This window comes from Ochrobactrum sp. P6BSIII (assembly GCF_014138065.1).
In the GTDB taxonomy this organism is placed as follows: domain Bacteria; phylum Pseudomonadota; class Alphaproteobacteria; order Rhizobiales; family Rhizobiaceae; genus Brucella.
The window spans coordinates 56,670-74,682 of sequence record NZ_JACGXB010000007.1 but is presented as its reverse complement, the minus strand read 5'-3'; the positions used below and the strand labels follow the sequence as shown (position 1 = coordinate 74,682).

Sequence of the window (18,013 nt, the reverse complement as noted above, 5' to 3'; positions counted from 1 at the left end):
ATCACATTACCGGCAGCGATCAAAAATTCGCTGCCGGAAATTCTTTGAGGAGACCGTGTACTGGCATGACAAAGCCGAAAACGCCCCCCCGCAAGAGTCTTGTCCCGACGATCGCTGATAAAATTCGTGCGGCCATTGTCGACGCCGAGCTTGATTTCGGGGAAAACCTCTCCGAAGACACTTTGGCCTCGGCATTTGAAGTCAGCCGGACACCTGTTCGCGAAGCGCTCAATCTGTTGCAGATGGAAGGGCTGGTAATCATTGTTCCGAAATCCGGCACCTATGTCTTCACGCCGACGCTCGAAGACATTGCCGAACTTTGCGACTATCGCGTTGGCCTGGAAAAGCAGGCTATTGCACTAACGCCGCAACAATCGCTGCCATTGGCGGTCAGTGAACTGCAGAAACAGTTGCAAGCAATGACCGAGGCCATTGAAAGCAGCGATATGCAGGCCTATGGCCGCGCTGATACGGCATTTCACCTCGCTTTCTTCCATCATTGCGGCAATCGCTATCTGAAAAACGCCTATGACCTTATTCTAGGCCGCGTGGCGTCATTGAGAACGCATCTCGCCATTCGCGCCGAAGGTGAACCGGACCGGTCCTATAAGGATCATGCGCATATGATCAGCCTTTTTGCCGATAATAAGCGCGACCAGCTCTCAACGATACTGACCGCGCATATTCTTCGCACCAAGGATAATTATCTCGACGCATTTCAGAAGTTGTCGGCAAACGTCAATGGCGGCAGAGCAGCGCGACTTCGCCGGCGTCTGGCACTGACCGAATAATCCAGAACCACATCGCCCTATGGCGGGCTGGTTTTAATGGTGCCACGGCGCCATTTTTATTTTCAACATCATCAGACTTCTAACAATTCACTGCTCGTCTGTGCGGCGGATGGCACGCCAGCGCGCATGACAATCGCTAATCGTTCGCGGTCACTTAAAATCTGATACATCAGATATTGACATATCACGAAGTAAGCAGCTATTCCTTTCGCCGAGGAGTTTCAGGGAGATTTGAACTTTGGATTCGCAGGCGTTAGCTCTCAAGCCGATTAAGCTGAGAAATCTCAGAGATCATGTGCATGACAGTTTGCGGGAAGCGATTATTTCCGGCCGTCTGAAATCCGGTGAAAAACTGAACGAACGCCAGCTAGCCGCCGATCTCGGCATCAGCACCAGCCCGCTCAAGGAAGCGCTAAGGCAACTTGAGGGCGAAGGTCTGGTCAGGACTGAATCGCGTCGCGGAACGTTTGTCTGCTTCAACGAACGGCAGGCGGAAGAAATGATGCTGGCGCGCGCCGCGTTGGAAAGCATCATTGCGCGACAGGCTGCAAAACACGGAAGCGAGGAAGCCTTTGAATTCCTTCGCGCCACCATTGAGGAAATGCGCGCGGCGGTGGAAACCGGCGATGTCGACGAACTAATTGAATTGAACGAGAAATTCCACGACGGCATCCATGAAGCATCCGGTTGTGAATATCTGCGTCGGCTGCAAAACGCGCAACGCATGTATGACCACGCCGCACGCGTGACCGTGCTGTCACGCGACGATGTTCGCCGTCAGTCTTTCGGCGAGCATGAGGCCATCATGCTGGCGATAACCAAAAGAAATGGGGATTTGGCCGAACGGTTGATGCGAGAGCACATCGTAAAGGCAGGGGAGACGCATATCGAACTGGTCTTCTGATCAGTCTATTGGGAGGAAACAATGGATCTAGCAGGCTACCGCCGGGTGCTTCGCGGCATTTCGGGCGTGCATGCAACCGCTTATGACGCGCAGGGCGAAATCGACCCGGCGCTGACGGCAAAAATTGTCTCGCGCATCGCTGATGCCGGCGTTCATAACATTGTCAGTGGCGGCAACACCGGAGAGTTCTATAGCCTAACCGAAAACGAAGTCATCCGCCTGCAGGCCATTGCAATTGAGGCCGTTGCCGGAAAGGCAGCCGTCACCGCGGCTGCGGGACGTTCGGTGCGTGAAGCCATAAAAGTAGCAAAAGCGGCAAGCGCCGCCGGTGCGGACGGCGTGATGATCCATCACCCGCTCGATCCCTTTGCAGCTCCGCACGCTCAGGTTGACTACTTTATCGCGATTGCAGAAGCGATTGAACTGCCGATCGTCGCCTATATCCGTTCTGATCTGATACCTCTTGATGAAATGGTCCGGCTTGCCACCCATCCGAAAGTCGCCGGGGTCAAGTTCGCATCCCAGAACACGATGCTGTTTTTTGAATGCTGCCGGGCAACAAAAGGAATGGATGCCACCTGGATTTGCGGCCTCGCGGAAAGCTGGGCCCTGCCCTTCTATGCGCTTGGCGGACGCGGCTTCACATCCGGGCTGGTCAATGTTGCGCCCAAGCGTTCGCTCGCCGTGTGGAAAGCACTGGAAGCAGGCGATTACAATCGCGCGCGTTCGCTTGTCGAGAGCATCGCCGAATTCGAAACCATGCGCACAAAATACCGCAATGGCGCCAATGTGACGGTCGTCAAGGAAGCATTGCAAATTCAATGGCTTGCCGTGGGCAGGGTCCGGCTTCCGGGGCTGCCGCAACTTGAAAAGCATGACCGCGAAACGCTTCAGCAGATCGTCGCGGGTTGGGAGACAGATGGCTTAGTCTGACAGATGAAATCAGGGCGTCCTGACAGGGAGAAGACGGACGTACCGCAGAACCAAAATGGAGGAGAACATGAATAAGGGAATTTCACGCCGTACATTCATGGCGGGGGCCGGGCTTGCGACAGGCATGGGGATCATGCTGCCGAAAGGTGTTTGGGCACAGTCGGCAAAGCTGCCATCATCACCCGTAGCATTGAACGTTATCGATGCTGCCGGCAATCTTGCCCTGACCCAACCGATATTTGATAATTTTGCATCCGAACAAAAGGCACTCGTTTCGCGCTTTACTTTCAACAAGGCGCCAGCGCCTGAACTGCCGGGCAAGATCAAGGCTCAACAACGCGCCAACCGCATCGATATCGATCTGGTCATTGTCGGCCCTGACGCACTGTCGGCAGGACTTGCCGACGATATCTGGACCGATATCATTGCTCTGCCGGAAAACGGCCTGCCCAAGCTTCAGGACATCTATCTTGAGCCAGCATGGCGCATGCAGGAAATGTCCAAGGGCAAAGGCGTCGTGGTTTCTTATTACCCGTCGGGCCCACTTCTTGAATTCCATCCGGACAAGGTCAAGACCGCGCCTAAAAACGCTGAGGAACTTCTGGCCTGGACCAAGGAGAACCCGAAGAAGTTCATTTATGCACGTCCCGCCAATTCCGGTCCCGGACGTACATTCCTGATGGGCCTGCCCTATCTTCTCGGCGACAGCAATCCGAAAGATCCTATCAATGGTTGGGAAAAGACCTGGGCCTATCTGAAGGAATTGCACAAGAACATCGAATATTATCCGGCAGGCACCGGCGCCCTGATGAAGGAACTGGGCGAAGGCACTCGTGATATGACGGTGACCACCACGGGCTGGGACATCAATCCGCGTGCGCTCGGCGTCGTGCCGAAGGAGATGGGTGTCAGCAAGCTTGAGGGTTTCCATTGGGTTTGCGATGCGCATTATTTTGCAATTCCAAAGGGTGTTTCGGAAGAAAAGATCGCCGTTTTGATGGAGTTCATCAAATTCGCATTGAAGCCGGATCAGCAGGCTTATTCTTACGATGCCGGTTATTTCTATCCAGGCCCTGCGGTCAAGGACGTTACGATTGAGATGGCGCCGAAGGAAAGCCAGAACATCATCGCTGAATTCGGACGCCCCGAATATGCGGAGTGGATCGCCAACAATCCGATTGAACTACCGCTTGAACCGGAGGCGCTTGTAGCCGCTTTCCGGCGCTGGGATGAAGAGGTCGCGGCCAGCTAAGCTCTTAAACGGGCATTTCCGGGCGAGCAGTATCGGCCCGCCCGGAAGGGTCCATGATCGTCAAACCAATCATGGTGTTTGCGTCAATGTCCTTTCAAGAACTCCGGCTAGACCGGATGAGCCGATCATTCGGAACTTTCAATGCGCTGAGGGAAATCAACCTCACCATCCGGAAAGGCGAATTTATCGCACTTCTCGGCCCTTCCGGTTGCGGAAAATCAACCGCTCTCAATTGCATAGCCGGTCTTCTCGGCACTACGGGCGGCGGCATTTATATCGATAACCGTCGCGTCGACCAGCTGAAGCCGGAGGATCGTGGCTTTGGCATGGTTTTCCAGAACTATGCGCTGTTTCCACATATGAACGTTCTGCAGAATGTTGGCTTCGGCCTTAAAATGCGTGGACTAGCCAAAAGCGAAATAGAGAAGCGCTCACGCGCTGCGCTCGCTCTGGTGCGCTTGCAAGGACAGGAAGAAAAGCTCCCTGGACAACTCTCTGGCGGCCAACAACAGCGTGTAGCCATTGCCCGCGCTATTGTGATCGAGCCTCCTCTGGTTTTGATGGATGAGCCGCTTTCCAATCTCGACGCCAAGCTTCGCCTTGAGATGCGCGCCGAAATCCGTCGCATCCACAATCAGCTTGGTTCCACCACAATCTACGTTACGCATGATCAGGATGAAGCCTTGTCGCTTGCAGATCGCATTGTGGTGTTGCGTGATGGTGAGATCCGCCAAGTTGGCAAGCCCAACGAGCTTTATGAAGCGCCTCTTTACAGAGATGTTGCCGCATTCATGGGATTTCGAAACGCCCTACCCGGTAAGATCACCCGTATAGAAAACGGGCAGGCGACGATAGCGGTTGCAGGCAGTGAGCTGACCGGGCGTGCGGCTGATACGTTGAAAGTCGGAGACGAAGCCATTTTGATGGCGCGCGGCGACGATGTCGTTTCAGGCTCAACCCATCAGAACACCCTAGAAGCAACAGTCGAAACCATCGAATATCGCGGCCGTGAATATGTGGGCACAGCACGCACGCAAACCGGTCTGGAACTGATCTTTCACGGTCCCAAAGGCGTAGAGCCCGGCAGCCAGATTGAACTTGGCATCGATGCCGCCAATGCGCTCGTCTTTCCGGCGGAGGGCTGAGATATGGCCGATATAGCTCAAGAGCGATATGCCGAAGCTCCACTGACACCCGGCCTACGACAAAGGCTGGCCAATCGTGGCTTTGACGGCGTGACGCTGCTGATCCTGCCCGCTCTGTTGTTTGTGATCGGCGTCTTCATTTACCCGTTTCTCTATGGTCTGGTTCTGTCGTTCAATCCGTTGGACGGCGGTGGCGCGCTCGCCAATTACGCAAAATTCTTCTCCGACCCGTTTCTCTATAAAACCATCGGCGCCACCCTGTGGCTTGCCGTTCCGGTTACGATTATCAGCGTGTTGTTTGCGGTGCCGATCGCCCTGCGCGTTCGGCTGATGCGACGTCAACGGTTGCTGACGACCATCCTTGTTCTGCCTATTACGCTTGGTACAGTTCTGATTGCGGAAGGCCTGCTCAACTATCTTGGTCCGCAAGGCTGGTTCAGTCGCACACTAATTTTCATCGGCCTGATCGACAGTCCATTGAAACTGACCAACAATTACTGGGGTGTTTTCGCCTCGCTCGTCATAACCGTCTTTCCATTCACGTTTCTACTGACGCTCTCCTATATCACAGGCATCGACCCTGCGTTGGAACGGGCGGCAGCCACGCATGGAGCCAATAGCTGGCAGCGTTTTCGATATGTCATGCTGCCCTTGCTGGTGCCGGGACTGGTTGTCGCGGCGTGCCTTACCTTCGTTCAGGCTTTTGCCGTCTTTCCGTCCGCCGTGCTCTTGGGCGCTCCATCAGGCCCCACACGCGTCATATCCATTGCTGCAGCACAAGCTGCATTCGAGCAGTACGACGACTCCATGGCGTCTTCGATCGCCATGATCATGGCAGCGGTACAGTTGCTCGTCGTCGGTGCGCTTCTCGGCGTCCGCTCGCTTTTCTATCGTGGCTCGACAGCGGGCGGGAAGGGATAAATCATGGTTCGCGATACATCCCTTCTCTCTAAACTCTGGATCACGGTTGTCTGGCTTCTGACCGGCTTCTTCGTTCTCAATGTACTGGCGGTCATCACGGCTGTGGTCGTATCGAGTTTCGGCACGCGCTGGCTTGGCACCTGGTTGCCGGACGCTTTCACGACGCGTTGGTATGCGGCGGCTTGGGCCGAATTTCAGCTGGATCAGGTCTTGCTGGTAACGTTTCAGGTGGTCTTTGCCGTTGTTATTCTATCCGGCATTCTCGGCGTAACCGCTGCCTACGCGATGGCTCGACGCGATTTTCCCGGCAAGAAATTCGTGTTGCTGATTTTCCTTTTGCCCCTGCTCGTACCACCGATAACCTTCGGGATACCGCTTGCAACCGTTCTCTATAAATTCGGTGTCGGTGGAACATTCTGGGGCGTGGTTCTTGCCAATCTCGTCCCGACCGTACCTTTTGTCATTCTCGTTATGATCCCGTTCATTGAACAGATCGACCCCAAGGTCGAAGCGGCAGCACGTGTATTTGGGGCCGGGACATTCAAACTCTTCATCCATGTGCTTCTGCCCATGCTTTTACCCGGTGTTCTGGCGGCCATGCTTCTGGTTTTGGTGCGTACGGTAGCCATGTTTGAACTGACCTTCCTGACAGCAGGTCCCACATCGCAAACACTTGTGGTGGCACTTTACTATTCGGTGTTCGCTGCCGGTGTTCGCTCCGTCCAATCCATCGACGCCATGGCCGTGATTTATATGGTCACTTCGCTAGTCTGGCTCCTTCTGGCCCTGCGCTTCGTCAATCCCACGCAAATTGTTGCGCGCAACCGTCAACCATCCGCGTATTAGCGTGCAAGACTGAACAGGAGCCTCTGATGAAGATCACGGCTGTCGAAACGGTGCAGCTACCGCACCTGAACAACATCTTGTGGGTTCAAATCCACACTGATGAAGGCATCGTCGGTCTGGGCGAGACATTTCGCGGCGCGAATGCCGTGGCCGCCTATATTCATAGCGATATTGCGCCGCAACTGATCGGCCAGAACCCACTTGAGATCGACCGGATATCCAAACTGCTGCTGGAGCCTTATGTCGGCTTTCGATCTTCCGGTGTGGAGATCCGCGCCGCTTCTGCCATCGATATCGCGCTTTGGGATATTTTTGGAAAGGTCACCGGGCAGCCAATCCACCAACTGCTGGGTGGGCTGTCGCGGCAATCCATCCGTACTTACAATACCTGTGCAGGCTACACCTATAACAAGAGCGGCTCGCGGCGCTATATTGGCGATACGGACGAAGGCAAGGAAGGGCCTTACGAAGACCAGCTTGCCTTTCACCGCGATGCAGGAGCGCTGGCCGAAAGCCTCCTTTCCGAAGGCATTACAGCCATGAAAATCTGGCCGTTCGATCCATTCGCTGTGGCGTCGGGAGGCAACTTCATCCATGCGCAGGATCTAGACAAAGCCCTCGTGCCATTTCGACAAATACGCGATACTGTCGGCGACAGAATGGAGATCATGGTCGAGTTCCACTCCATGTGGGACCTCACTTCTGCGCTAACAATTGCACGGGAACTGAAAGCTTTCCGTCCATTCTGGTCCGAAGACCCGATCAAGATGATGAACCCGCAAGCACTTGCGGTCTATGCGCAAAAGTCCGGCATTGCCGTTTGCGCCAGCGAGACAATGGCAACCCGCGCGCAGTTCCTTGATGTTCTGCGTGCCGATGCTTCCGATTATGTCATGCTGGATATTTCATGGTGCGGCGGACTTTCCGAAGCGAAGAAAATCGCCACTATGGCCGAAGCTTTCCAGCGCCCCATTGCGCCACATGACTGCACGGGACCTGTCGTTTTCGCAGCTTCGATTCATCTGTCGCTCAATGCGCCCAATGCCATCTATCAGGAGTCTGTTCGCGCCTATTACACCTCATGGTATCGCGATCTGGTCACAGTAATGCCGCGTATTGAAAACGGGCTGATCTATCCTTTTGAAGGTGCCGGGCTCGGCCTCTCACTCTCTGAATTTGTTCTCGGACACCCTGACGTTATCCGCAGAAAGACGAACGCATTATGATTGGACCATTTCACTGCATTGCTGATCTGCGCGGGGAACTGATGGAAAGTCCCGTCTGGGACGAGCGAAGGGCAACGCTCTTTGCGTGCGATATCAATGGACGCAAGGTTTACGAAATAGACCTCGAAAAGGGTCCCGTGCGCGATTGGACTTTTGAAAGCGAAGTTCCCTGTGTTGGGCTAGCAGAGAGTGGCAAGCTGATTGTGGCTCTGGCCCGAGAAGTTATTCTGTTCGACCCGGATAGCGGTGACAGACAGACACTCTGGAACGGCTATGACGAGCCTGACACGTCACGTCTGAATGACGGTAAGATTGGTCCCGATGGGGCGCTATGGATTGGCAGTATGGATTGTCGTCCGACACGGCAGCCCATTGCAAAGCTCTACCGGATAACCGCCGACGGGCATACTCAGATTATGGCAGACGATATTGAAGTTTCGAATGGTCTCGCCTGGACACCAGATGGAACCACCATGTTCCACACGGATTCTCGTGGTCCATGGATCGACCGCTATGAGTTCAACCCGGCCACAGGCCATCTGGGTGGCCGCAAACGCATTCGCAATCTCGACGAAGAAACCGGCAGGCCGGACGGCGGCGCTTGCGATGCCGAGGGTGCCTACTGGAGCGCAGGCGTATCCGCTGGCGTCTTGAACCGCTTCGACGCGGATGGAACTCTACTTGCCAGTTTTCCCGTCCCGGTTCCGGCTCCGACAATGCCTTGTTTCTGCGGTCCCGATCTGAGGCAGATCGCGCTGACGTCACACCGCCTTGGATCGGCCGATAAATTGGCATCTGCCCCCCAATCCGGCGGCGTGCATCTCGCAACCATCGCAGTTGCCGGGGCAAAAGTGGCCCGTATGAAGGGAATTTGACCCAATGAAACACCTCCTTTTGACCGGCGCCTCCGGTAATCTTGGCCGCATGCTGACCCGGAAACTTTCGCGTGCCGGATACCGCCTGCGCCTGTCCGATATTGAGCCATTTCCCGACGCATTGCCCGAAGACGCAGAATTCATCCAGGCGGATTTGAGCAATGCCGATGCGGTTGCCGAACTGGTTCGCGGAACCGATGCGATATTGCATTTTGGCGGCATCAGTATCGAAAAGCCCTATGAACTGATCGCCCGTGCCAACCTTCTCGGTGTCACGCATATTTTCGAAGCTGCGCGCTCAGAAAAACAACGAGTTATTTTTGCCAGTTCCAATCACACGATCGGTTTCTACGAACGCGACGTTGTTCTGAACAGCGACCATCCTTTCAAACCCGATGGCTATTACGGGCTGTCCAAGGCTTATGGTGAGCTGCTCGGTCAGATGATGTTCGAGAAGCATGGCGTTGAAAGCGTTCATGTGCGGATTGGTTCATGCCTTCCGGAACCTACGGAAGCGCGGCATCTGGCCACCTGGCTGTCACAGGATGATCTGGTGCGGATTTTGATCGGAGCGGTCGAAGCGCGCGAAACCGGCGTTGCCATTGTCTGGGGAATTTCCGCCAACGCTGGTCGCTGGTGGGAAAAGGACGATGCCAGTCGCATCGGATATGTGCCGCAGGACGACGCCTCACGTTTCGGCAATCTGGCCGAAACTGGCGATCCGATCACACGGCGGTATCAAGGCGGCGCGTTTACAGCACAAGATTACACACGCGATGACTAGCTTCCGTCGACCAACTCATAATGTTGCAATCACATCTGAAATTGGCTCGCGGATTATAAGCCGAGCCGGACAATTTTCGGGGAGAACTTGAAATGCCCAGAAAGCAATATACCGATCTGCGTTCTTCACGCTGGATGTTGCCGGATGATCAGCGCTCTTCGGGTCATCGTTCCAGAACCATGCAGATGGGCTATGACCCGGTGGACTGGGAAGGCAAGCCGATCATTGCGATCATCAACACGTGGTCGGATGCGCAGCCATGCCATGCCCATTTCAAAGACCGCGTGGAATGGGTCAAACGCGGTATCTTGCAGGCAGGCGGTTTCCCCCTCGAACTGCCCGCACTATCCCTATCCGAAAGCTATGTTAAACCCACAACCATGCTCTATCGCAATATGCTTGCGATGGAGACCGAAGAACTGCTGCGCTCTCATCCGGTCGATGGCGCTATCCTGATGGGCGGATGCGACAAGACCACGCCAGCACTCATCATGGGTGCCACGAGCGCTGCCCTGCCCTTTATCTTCCTACCTGCAGGCCCGATGCTTCGTGGCAATTATGCCGGGAAGACGCTGGGTTCGGGCACCGATATGTTCAAATTCTGGGATGAACGCCGCGCAGGCACCATCGGCAAGGAAGAATGGCAAGGGATCGAAGGCGGCATTGCTCGCAGCTATGGTCACTGCATGACGATGGGCACGGCCTCAACAATGACGGTGATCGCCGAAGCAATGGGGCTCTCCCTTCCCGGCGCGTCATCCATTCCAGCTGCTGATGCCAACCACCAACGCATGTCTACCCAATGCGGACGCCGCATTGTCGAGATGGTCTGGGAAGATTTGAAGCCTGATCAGATCATAACGTCTGCTGCGGTTAAGAATGCGGTTATCGTTGCAATGGCGACCGGATGCTCGACCAATGCCATCATTCACCTGATTGCCATGGCGCGTCGCGCAGGCATTCCGTTGGAGCTTGATGATCTCGACCGTATCGGGCGCACGACGCCAGTGATTGCCAATATTCGACCATCAGGAACCACATATCTGATGGAAGATTTTTATTATGCTGGCGGCATTCGCGCGTTGATGAAGCAACTCGCCGACAAGCTCGACCCCACCGCGATAACCGTTACGGGTGAAGCACTGGTGGAAGGGTTGGATAAGGTACAAGTCTGGAATGACGATGTTATCCGTCCGCTGTCCAATCCCGTTTATCACGAAGGTTCGCTGGCCGTTTTGAAGGGCAACCTTTGCCCCGATGGAGCGGTCATCAAGCCCGCGGCCTGCGATCCGAAATTCCATCGTCATAAAGGCCCGGCATTGGTTGCAGACAGCTACCCCGAGCTGAAAAAGATCATTGATGATCCTGATTATCCGCTAACACCGGACACAGTGCTTGTATTACGGAACGCCGGGCCGCAAGGCGGTCCGGGCATGCCGGAATGGGGTATGATCCCTATGCCGAAGGCGCTTTTGAAGCTCGGCCTGCGCGATATGGTGCGCATTTCCGATGCCCGCATGTCAGGGACCAGTTTTGGCGCCTGTGTCCTGCATGTAGCCCCTGAATCCTTCATCGGAGGACCGCTCGCCCTCCTGAAGACAGGCGATATGGTGGAACTCGATATTCCCGCCCGCAGCCTCAACATGCTTGTTCCAGACGAAGAACTGGCTGAACGCCGCGCCGCCTGGAGAACACCTGAGCCCAAATATGAACGCGGCTATGGCTTTGTCTTTTCCAAACATGTGGAACAGGCAGACAAGGGCTGCGACTTCGATTTTCTGAAAACCGACTTTGGCCGTCCGGTTGATGAACCGGTGATCTATTAAGAGGCAGACCATGAGCGAATATGTTCTCTCCGATGAAACCCGCGCCAAGCTGAAAAAGGTCTCCACGGCCTCGGTTGCCACAGCGCTTTACAAACGCGGCCTGCGCAATCAGTTCATTCAAGGTGCGCTTCAGGTGGCGCGTAAGCCAGAAAACATGGTCGGGCAGGCCTTCACCTTGCGTTATATCCCCGCGCGCGAAGACCGAAACCCTATCACGGTCTTCCGTAACCCAGACCACAAGCAGCGTGTCGCCATAGAAACCTGCCCGCCCGGATGGGTTCTGGTTATGGATGCGCGAAAGGATGCGCGCGCGGCAACGGCAGGGTCTATACTAGTGACCCGGCTTGCATTGCGCGGTGCGGCAGGCATCGTCTCGGACGGCGGTTTTCGCGACGTAACGGGAATTGGCGAATTGCCCATGCCTGCTTATTGCGCAAAGGCATCAGCGCCGACCAATCTGACTCTGCATGAAGCCATCGACATCAATGTGCCAATTTCCTGCGGTGACGCGGCAGTGTTCCCCGGCGACGTGCTGGTGGGCGATGCCGATGGCGTCATGGTTATTCCCGCGCATCTTTGCGAGGAAATCGCCGAGGAATGTGTCGGTATGGAAACCTACGAAGATTTCGTGTTGGAAGAGGTGAAAAACGGCGAGGCTATTATTGGACTTTACCCCTGCACCAAGGAGAAATTCGAACAGAAATTTCAGACATGGCGGCGCGACCATAATCGATAGCGAGATCAGCAGTCTTGAACGATATGCCAGATCCTTCCGACAACCATTTGTCGCTCATACTGCGTGTTTTACGGCTGCCAGCATTTTCGTTTCGTCGGGACGCAAGGTTAGGACACGTACGCCATTGCTGGTGACCGCAACCGTGTGCTCGAACTGTGCCGACAGCTTCCCGTCGCGTGTAACCACCGTCCAGCCATCCTTTTCGGTTTTCACCTTGGCAGTCCCCTGATTGAGCATCGGCTCGATGGTGAAAACCATGCCTTCGCGCAAGCGTTCTCCGGTGCCCGGTTTGCCGAAATGGAGAACCTGCGGTTCCTCGTGCATTTGCGTACCGATACCATGCCCGCAATATTCACGCACAACGCTGTAGTCATGCCGCTTGGCATGGCGCTCGATGGCATAACCAATATCGCCCAGCGTCGCGCCGGGGCGCACCGCCGCAATGCCTTTCCACAGCGCCTCATAAGTCACGCGTACCAGACGGGATGCAAAAGGCGCAACGTCGCCAATCATGTAAGTCTTGCTGGAATCCGCAATATAGCCGCCCTTTTCAAGGGTGATATCGAAGTTGATGATCTCGCCATTCGCAATGACGTCATCATCGGACGGCATGCCGTGGCAAACAACATTGTTTTTTGAGGTATTCAGGACGAAGGGATAGTCATACTGCCCTTTACTGGCAGGCCGCGCCTGTAGTTCGCCGGTAATGAACTCCTCGACCAGATTATTGACTTGCATCGTTGTCATCCCAGCAAGCGGTGTGCGATCCAGAAGCGAAAACACAGAAGCCAGCAATGCTCCAGATATCGCCATCTGCTCAACTTCGGCAGGCGTTTTCGTCATGATGGCCGAACGACCATAACGGGGATTTCTACCTGTGCCGCACGCAGCTGCATCTGCACAATTTCGTTGAACGACATATCGGGGTTGGCCTGCGCCAGCATTCCGATCTTCATCCAGTATTCAGCCTGCGCATTGATTGAACGGCACATGACGTCGCTCGCCTTACGCAATTCTTCATGCAGGTCGTCACCGATCTTCACGATACCCATCACTGTCTCCTAGTCCCATGCCATTATATGAATCATATACGTTTCATATATCATGCGCAATACGCTTGGCAGACCCTTCTGCACGGCTGTGCACATTTCAATTTAAAACAGAACAATTGAACCATTTAACAAAAATTCGGAATGAATTTTACAAATGCGTTGACAGCTCTGCGCAAAAAGCAAAGATTATGCACACGTTTGCAAAAACGTCGGCGTGGAGGCGCCGGATATTGGGAGGGAAACAATGCGTTCGACATTTTTGATTGCGGCGCTCGCCGCTGGTATATCGTCAATAACTTTCGCAGCACATGCCGCTGGCAATCTCAATTTGATCTGTTCGGCAGACGTCGTGATCTGCGAGCAGATGAAGAACATGTTCGAAAAAGACAGCGGCATCAAAGTGAACATGGTTCGGCTTTCTTCCGGCGAAACTTATGCGAAGATTCGAGCCGAGGCACGCAACCCCAAGACCGATATCTGGTGGGCGGGTACTGGCGACCCGCATTTACAGGCTGCCTCGGAAGGGCTGACGCTGGAATATAAGTCACCAATGCTTGATCAGTTGCAGGACTGGGCCAAGAAACAGGCGGAAAGCGCCAATTATCGCACTGTCGGCGTTTATGCGGGCGCGCTCGGCTGGGGCTACAACACCGATATTCTGGCAAAGAAGCAGCTGAAAGAACCCAAATGCTGGGCTGACTTGCTGGACGCGTCCTACAAGGGCGAAATTCAAATGGCCAACCCCAACTCTTCCGGCACCGCCTATACTGCCCTTGCGACGCTGGTGCAGATCATGGGTGAGGACAAGGCCTATGATTACCTGAAGAAACTCAACGAGAACGTTTCTCAATATACCAAATCCGGTTCGGCGCCGGTCAAATCGGCTGCGCGGGGAGAGACCGGCATTGGCATTGTTTTCATGCATGACGCTGTGTCGATGACTGCCGAAGGGTTCCCGGTCAAATCGATCGCTCCTTGCGAAGGCACGGGTTATGAAATCGGCTCCATGTCCATCGTTAAAGGTGCCAAGAACCTCGACAATGCGAAGAAGTGGTATGACTGGGCGCTCACGGCAGACGTTCAATCTCATATGAAGGATGCCAAATCCTTCCAGCTTCCGTCGAACAAGTCCGCCGAAGTACCAAAAGAATCACCGCGCTTTGAGGATATCAAGCTCATCGATTATGACTTCAAGACCTATGGTGATCCCGCCAAGCGCAAAGAGCTTCTGGAGCGGTGGGACAAGGAAATTGGCGCGCACGCCAATTGATCCTGCTTTGAACTTTCTATCGTCGTTTGGACGCGTTGCCGCTACTGGCAACGCGCCTGCCCTGAATGGCTTTGCGGCGAAAACCTAAACCGGTCATCGCTGTAAATCTGAAACACGAAGGGAAGCGGGCACCCATGGTTCAGCAAAATCGCAGACTGGATATCGTCCTGGCGCTTGCGCTGGTCGCCTTCGTTCTATTGCCATGGTATCGCATAGAAGAAGGCTTTTTGAGCTTCGGCTGGCTCGCGGACATGTTCAGCGAAAGTGCTAACGCACCCGGAATTTTGCAGATATTTGCCTTCTCTCGCCATTGGCTTGGCATACCCGTCGCTTTGATGCTTGTTTGTGCATTTGCCCGCATCACATTGCCTGTGGGCAGTCGCAGCCCTATTCTGATCTGGGCAAGCCTAATTGGCCTTCTGTTCCTCGTCCTTCAAGGGCTGGCAATCGGCATTTCTGGTTGGAACTGGGCAATCAGCGAAAATCTATTCGGTCCGCTCGCTGATGGACAACCAGCCTTCGGTGCCGGTGCTCTTCTGATCTGCATTAGTTTTCTACTGATTTTCTCGTTCGGTCTTGCAGAGCGCGGCGTCATGAAAGGCGATGCTTTTGTCGTTTCCTCGATCACCTTACTCGTAGCTCTGGTAGGCGTGTTTGTATTCTATCCTGTGCTCAGTATGTTTGCTGGCTCCGTTCAGGATTTCGATGGTTCGTTCAAACCGGAAGGTTTCATCGGGAACATACAAGACGCCTCGATCTGGAGTTTCGCCTGCATTGTTGGAGAAGGACGCTGCGGTGTCGCATGGCGCACATTGTGGCTTGCGTTAATGACAGCATCTGGCTCCACATTACTGGGCCTCGCTTTCGCGCTCGTCGCCACGCGAACCGCCTTCCCCTTCAAAAAGGGGCTTCGGCTTCTGACCATCCTTCCCATCATCACACCGCCATTCGTTGTCGGTCTCGCACTGACATTGTTGTTCGGACGGGCAGGCGTGGTAACCGAACAGATCTCTAACATATTCGGTGTCGAGCCGGGTCGCTGGCTCTATGGTCTCACCGGCATCTGGATCGCGCAGGTTCTGTCCTTCACGCCAATCTCCTTTCTGGTTCTCATCGGCGTTGTTGAAGGCGTGTCACCGTCAATGGAAGAAGCGTCGCAAACATTGCGTGCCGACCGTTGGCGCACATTCCGTAGAGTTTCGCTGCCCTTGATGGCGCCAGGTCTTGCCAATGCTTTTCTCATAGCATTCATCGAAAGCATGGCCGACTTCGGCAATCCCATGGTGCTGGGCGGCAGCAACGGAGTGTTGTCGACCGAAATCTTCTTCGCGGTGGTCGGCGCACAAAATGATCCATCGCGCGCAGCCGTGCTGGCCATGGTGCTTCTATGCTTCACGCTGAGTGCCTTCCTTATCCAGCGCCTTTGGCTGGCGGGCAAGAATTTTGCGACCGTTACCGGCAAGGGCGATTCAGGCGTGCACGCCGCCCTGCCGCGTGGATTGAAAATCGGCGTCTATGCACTGGTCATTCCATGGATGATGTTCACTGTCATCGTTTATCTCATGATCCTCATTGGCGGCTTTGTGCGCCAGTGGGGGCTGGATAACACCCTGACGCTGGAGCACTATGCACGCGCTTTTTCCATTAGCTGGACCGAAAACGGCATCGCATGGACCGGCGTCGCTTGGAACTCCTTCTGGACCACGATGGAAATCTCTCTGCTCTCGGCACCGCTTACGGCCGCCGTTGGCCTGCTCACTGCCTATCTGATTGTCCGCCAGCGTTTTGTCGGGCGGAATGTGTTCGAATTTGCGCTGATGCTCAGCTTTGCTATTCCCGGCACCGTGATTGGCGTCAGCTACATTATGGCGTTTAATCTGCCGCCACTCGAAATGACGGGCACTGCGGCAATCCTTATTGCCTGCTTTGTCTTCCGTAACATGCCAGTAGGCGTTCGCGGCGGCGTCGCGGCAATGAGCCAGCTCGACAAAAGCCTCGACGAAGCATCGCTGACTTTGCGAGCCAACAGTTTCCGGACCATTCGCAAAGTCATTCTGCCGCTTTTGCGCCCGGCCATTACTGCCACATTGGTCTATTCATTCGTGCGCGCCATCACGTCAATCAGTGCTGTGATCTTTCTGGTCTCGGCTCAATACAATATGGCAACATCCTATATCGTTGGACTTGTCGAAAATGGCGAATTCGGGGTCGCCATCGCTTACTCCTCAATGCTGATTGTGGTGATGATCGTCATCATTACTGGGTTCCAGATGCTTGTCGGTGAACGAAAACTCAGACGAGAAAATCGTGTTGCCGCAGTCACGCCCGTCAAAACCGTTAATCAGGAGAAAGTAGCATGACTACGATCCGTCCCGGCTCCGTGACTTTCGAGAACGTCTCCAAAAAATTTGGAAGCTTCACCGCCCTGCCTGACTTGTCCCTCATTGTTGAGCCGGGAACGCTGGTCACCCTGCTGGGACCATCCGGCTGCGGTAAGACAACCACCCTGCGCCTGCTCGCCGGGCTGGAACACCCAACGTCGGGACGCATTCTGATCGGTGGAAAAGACGTCACAAATCTTCCTGCCAATGAACGCGACGTTTCCATGGTGTTCCAGTCTTACGCGCTGTTTCCACATATGAGTTCGCTGGACAATGTTGCCTATGGCTTGGAATCTTCCGGCTTCAAGAAGGCAGAGGCGCGTGAACGTGCGGAAGAAGGACTGAAGTTGGTTGGTCTGGCCGGTATGGGCCATCGCCTGCCTGCGGAACTTTCGGGCGGGCAACAGCAGCGTGTGGCTGTGGCTCGTGCTTTGGTACTGGAACCACAGGTTCTGCTTCTGGATGAGCCGCTTTCCAATCTTGATGCGCGACTGCGCCGACGCGTACGAACGGAAATCCGTGAGTTGCAACAACGCCTTGGATTTACGGCGGTCTATGTCACCCATGATCAGGACGAAGCGCTGGCCGTGTCAGACACCATCATCGTGATGAAGGAAGGCAATATTGCTCAAAAAGGCAGCCCGCGTGACCTCTATGAGTCCCCCGCCTCCGCTTTCATCGCGGATTTTATGGGAGAGGCGAATGTGGTTCCCTGCGAAGTGATTTCCACCAAAAACAACGAAGCCGTTATCCGGATCGGCGCACTGACACACCGTGTCGCTGCGCGCAATGCCAGAACTGGGCCTGCACAACTGGCGATCCGCCCGAACGCTGTCAATTTGCAGCCGATGGCTGGTGGTGATTTTCCGGGCCGTATCGCGCACGCCGCTTATCTGGGAGATCACATTGAATATGAGATCGAAACCGAACATGGCAAACTCTTCATAGTCGATCCAGAAGCGGAGCAGGCCTTGCCGCCACTCACCGACGTCTCGATACACTTCAAGACACGTGGACTCGCCCTTATCAGTCAATAGACCGTAGTAGCCATCTCTATTTCCGACGAAAGCA

At 54.7% G+C, this 18,013-nt stretch carries 17 protein-coding genes; 15 read left to right on the top strand and 2 right to left on the bottom strand.

The window, feature by feature from the left end; translation table 11 throughout:
• The first annotated feature begins 65 nt into the window (after positions 1 to 65).
• The 12 genes from FHW00_RS11740 (at position 66) to FHW00_RS11685 (ending at position 12,239) form a co-directional block, all read left to right on the top strand.
• Positions 66 to 791: a GntR family transcriptional regulator gene (locus FHW00_RS11740; RefSeq protein ID WP_078340624.1), complete on the top strand. Its 726-nt coding sequence runs from the start codon at positions 66 to 68 to the stop codon at positions 789 to 791.
• A 295-nt stretch (positions 792 to 1,086) separates the two neighbouring features.
• Entirely contained in the window at positions 1,087 to 1,695 is a 609-nt protein-coding gene (locus FHW00_RS11735) for a GntR family transcriptional regulator (protein WP_078340692.1), read from the top strand.
• 21 nt (positions 1,696 to 1,716) lie between these two features.
• The gene (locus tag FHW00_RS11730; RefSeq protein WP_078340625.1) at positions 1,717 to 2,628 is read left to right on the top strand and encodes a dihydrodipicolinate synthase family protein; all 912 of its coding nucleotides are present in this window, start codon (positions 1,717 to 1,719) and stop codon (positions 2,626 to 2,628) included.
• Positions 2,629 to 2,725: 97 nt separating this feature from the next.
• Positions 2,726 to 3,880: an extracellular solute-binding protein gene (locus tag FHW00_RS11725; RefSeq protein ID WP_440632334.1), complete on the top strand. Its 1,155-nt coding sequence runs from the start codon at positions 2,726 to 2,728 to the stop codon at positions 3,878 to 3,880.
• A gap of 71 nt (positions 3,881 to 3,951) precedes the next feature.
• Complete coding sequence (locus FHW00_RS11720; RefSeq protein ID WP_176168370.1) at positions 3,952 to 5,025, top strand: ABC transporter ATP-binding protein; 1,074 nt, start codon at positions 3,952 to 3,954, stop codon at positions 5,023 to 5,025.
• Positions 5,026 to 5,037: 12 nt separating this feature from the next.
• Positions 5,038 to 5,946, top strand: a complete 909-nt coding sequence (locus tag FHW00_RS11715) for a carbohydrate ABC transporter permease (protein WP_139364438.1) — start codon at positions 5,038 to 5,040, stop codon at positions 5,944 to 5,946.
• Positions 5,947 to 5,949: 3 nt separating this feature from the next.
• Complete coding sequence (locus FHW00_RS11710) at positions 5,950 to 6,792, top strand: ABC transporter permease (RefSeq protein ID WP_078340627.1); 843 nt, start codon at positions 5,950 to 5,952, stop codon at positions 6,790 to 6,792.
• A gap of 26 nt (positions 6,793 to 6,818) precedes the next feature.
• Complete coding sequence (locus FHW00_RS11705) at positions 6,819 to 8,018, top strand: mandelate racemase/muconate lactonizing enzyme family protein (RefSeq protein WP_078340628.1); 1,200 nt, start codon at positions 6,819 to 6,821, stop codon at positions 8,016 to 8,018.
• Positions 8,015 to 8,893, top strand: coding sequence for an SMP-30/gluconolactonase/LRE family protein (locus FHW00_RS11700; protein ID WP_078340629.1), 879 nt, complete (start codon positions 8,015 to 8,017; stop codon positions 8,891 to 8,893). Before FHW00_RS11705 ends, FHW00_RS11700 begins: the two co-directional genes overlap by 4 nt.
• Positions 8,894 to 8,897: 4 nt before the next feature.
• Entirely contained in the window at positions 8,898 to 9,677 is a 780-nt protein-coding gene (locus FHW00_RS11695; RefSeq protein WP_078340630.1) for an NAD-dependent epimerase/dehydratase family protein, read from the top strand.
• 92 nt (positions 9,678 to 9,769) lie between these two features.
• Positions 9,770 to 11,503: an L-arabinonate dehydratase gene (araD, locus tag FHW00_RS11690; RefSeq protein ID WP_078340631.1), complete on the top strand. Its 1,734-nt coding sequence runs from the start codon at positions 9,770 to 9,772 to the stop codon at positions 11,501 to 11,503.
• A 10-nt stretch (positions 11,504 to 11,513) separates the two neighbouring features.
• A complete protein-coding gene (locus FHW00_RS11685; protein WP_078340632.1) occupies positions 11,514 to 12,239 on the top strand; it encodes a ribonuclease activity regulator RraA in 726 nt (241 codons plus the stop codon).
• A gap of 54 nt (positions 12,240 to 12,293) precedes the next feature.
• On the opposite strand, the gene map is transcribed toward FHW00_RS11685, so the two are convergent.
• Positions 12,294 to 13,082 carry a type I methionyl aminopeptidase gene (gene map / locus FHW00_RS11680; RefSeq protein WP_078340633.1) on the bottom strand — a complete coding sequence of 263 codons (789 nt, stop codon included), beginning with the start codon at positions 13,080 to 13,082 and terminating at the stop codon, positions 12,294 to 12,296.
• Complete coding sequence (locus FHW00_RS11675; protein ID WP_078340634.1) at positions 13,079 to 13,291, bottom strand: ParD-like family protein; 213 nt, start codon at positions 13,289 to 13,291, stop codon at positions 13,079 to 13,081. Before FHW00_RS11675 ends, map begins: the two co-directional genes overlap by 4 nt.
• Before the next feature lie 244 nt (positions 13,292 to 13,535).
• Here FHW00_RS11675 and FHW00_RS11670 point away from each other — a divergent pair, with 244 nt between their 5' ends.
• The 3 genes from FHW00_RS11670 to FHW00_RS11660 all read left to right on the top strand — a co-directional run bounded on the left by FHW00_RS11670 (position 13,536) and on the right by FHW00_RS11660 (position 17,979).
• Entirely contained in the window at positions 13,536 to 14,561 is a 1,026-nt protein-coding gene (locus FHW00_RS11670; RefSeq protein ID WP_078340635.1) for an ABC transporter substrate-binding protein, read from the top strand.
• 134 nt (positions 14,562 to 14,695) lie between these two features.
• Complete coding sequence (locus tag FHW00_RS11665) at positions 14,696 to 16,921, top strand: ABC transporter permease (RefSeq protein WP_078340636.1); 2,226 nt, start codon at positions 14,696 to 14,698, stop codon at positions 16,919 to 16,921.
• Positions 16,918 to 17,979 (top strand): ABC transporter ATP-binding protein, encoded by a 1,062-nt coding sequence (locus tag FHW00_RS11660; RefSeq protein WP_078340637.1) that lies wholly within the window; start codon positions 16,918 to 16,920, stop codon positions 17,977 to 17,979. Before FHW00_RS11665 ends, FHW00_RS11660 begins: the two co-directional genes overlap by 4 nt.
• Positions 17,980 to 18,013: the final 34 nt, after the last annotated feature.

What these genes read in the sequence shown, in the direction of transcription:
- FHW00_RS11740 (WP_078340624.1), top strand. Translation starts at nt 66, where the DNA reads ATGACAAAGCCGAAAACGCCCCCCCGCAAGAGTCTTGTCCCGACGATC.
- FHW00_RS11730 (WP_078340625.1), top strand. Translation starts at nt 1,717, where the DNA reads ATGGATCTAGCAGGCTACCGCCGGGTGCTTCGCGGCATTTCGGGCGTG.
- FHW00_RS11725 (WP_440632334.1), top strand. Translation starts at nt 2,726, where the DNA reads ATGGCGGGGGCCGGGCTTGCGACAGGCATGGGGATCATGCTGCCGAAA.
- FHW00_RS11720 (WP_176168370.1), top strand. Translation starts at nt 3,952, where the DNA reads ATGGTGTTTGCGTCAATGTCCTTTCAAGAACTCCGGCTAGACCGGATG.
- FHW00_RS11710 (WP_078340627.1), top strand. Translation starts at nt 5,950, where the DNA reads ATGGTTCGCGATACATCCCTTCTCTCTAAACTCTGGATCACGGTTGTC.
- FHW00_RS11705 (WP_078340628.1), top strand. Translation starts at nt 6,819, where the DNA reads ATGAAGATCACGGCTGTCGAAACGGTGCAGCTACCGCACCTGAACAAC.
- FHW00_RS11700 (WP_078340629.1), top strand. Translation starts at nt 8,015, where the DNA reads ATGATTGGACCATTTCACTGCATTGCTGATCTGCGCGGGGAACTGATG.
- FHW00_RS11695 (WP_078340630.1), top strand. Translation starts at nt 8,898, where the DNA reads ATGAAACACCTCCTTTTGACCGGCGCCTCCGGTAATCTTGGCCGCATG.
- araD (WP_078340631.1), top strand. Translation starts at nt 9,770, where the DNA reads ATGCCCAGAAAGCAATATACCGATCTGCGTTCTTCACGCTGGATGTTG.
- FHW00_RS11685 (WP_078340632.1), top strand. Translation starts at nt 11,514, where the DNA reads ATGAGCGAATATGTTCTCTCCGATGAAACCCGCGCCAAGCTGAAAAAG.
- map (WP_078340633.1), bottom strand. Translation starts at nt 13,082, where the DNA reads ATGACGAAAACGCCTGCCGAAGTTGAGCAGATGGCGATATCTGGAGCA.
- FHW00_RS11675 (WP_078340634.1), bottom strand. Translation starts at nt 13,291, where the DNA reads ATGGGTATCGTGAAGATCGGTGACGACCTGCATGAAGAATTGCGTAAG.
- FHW00_RS11670 (WP_078340635.1), top strand. Translation starts at nt 13,536, where the DNA reads ATGCGTTCGACATTTTTGATTGCGGCGCTCGCCGCTGGTATATCGTCA.
- FHW00_RS11665 (WP_078340636.1), top strand. Translation starts at nt 14,696, where the DNA reads ATGGTTCAGCAAAATCGCAGACTGGATATCGTCCTGGCGCTTGCGCTG.
- FHW00_RS11660 (WP_078340637.1), top strand. Translation starts at nt 16,918, where the DNA reads ATGACTACGATCCGTCCCGGCTCCGTGACTTTCGAGAACGTCTCCAAA.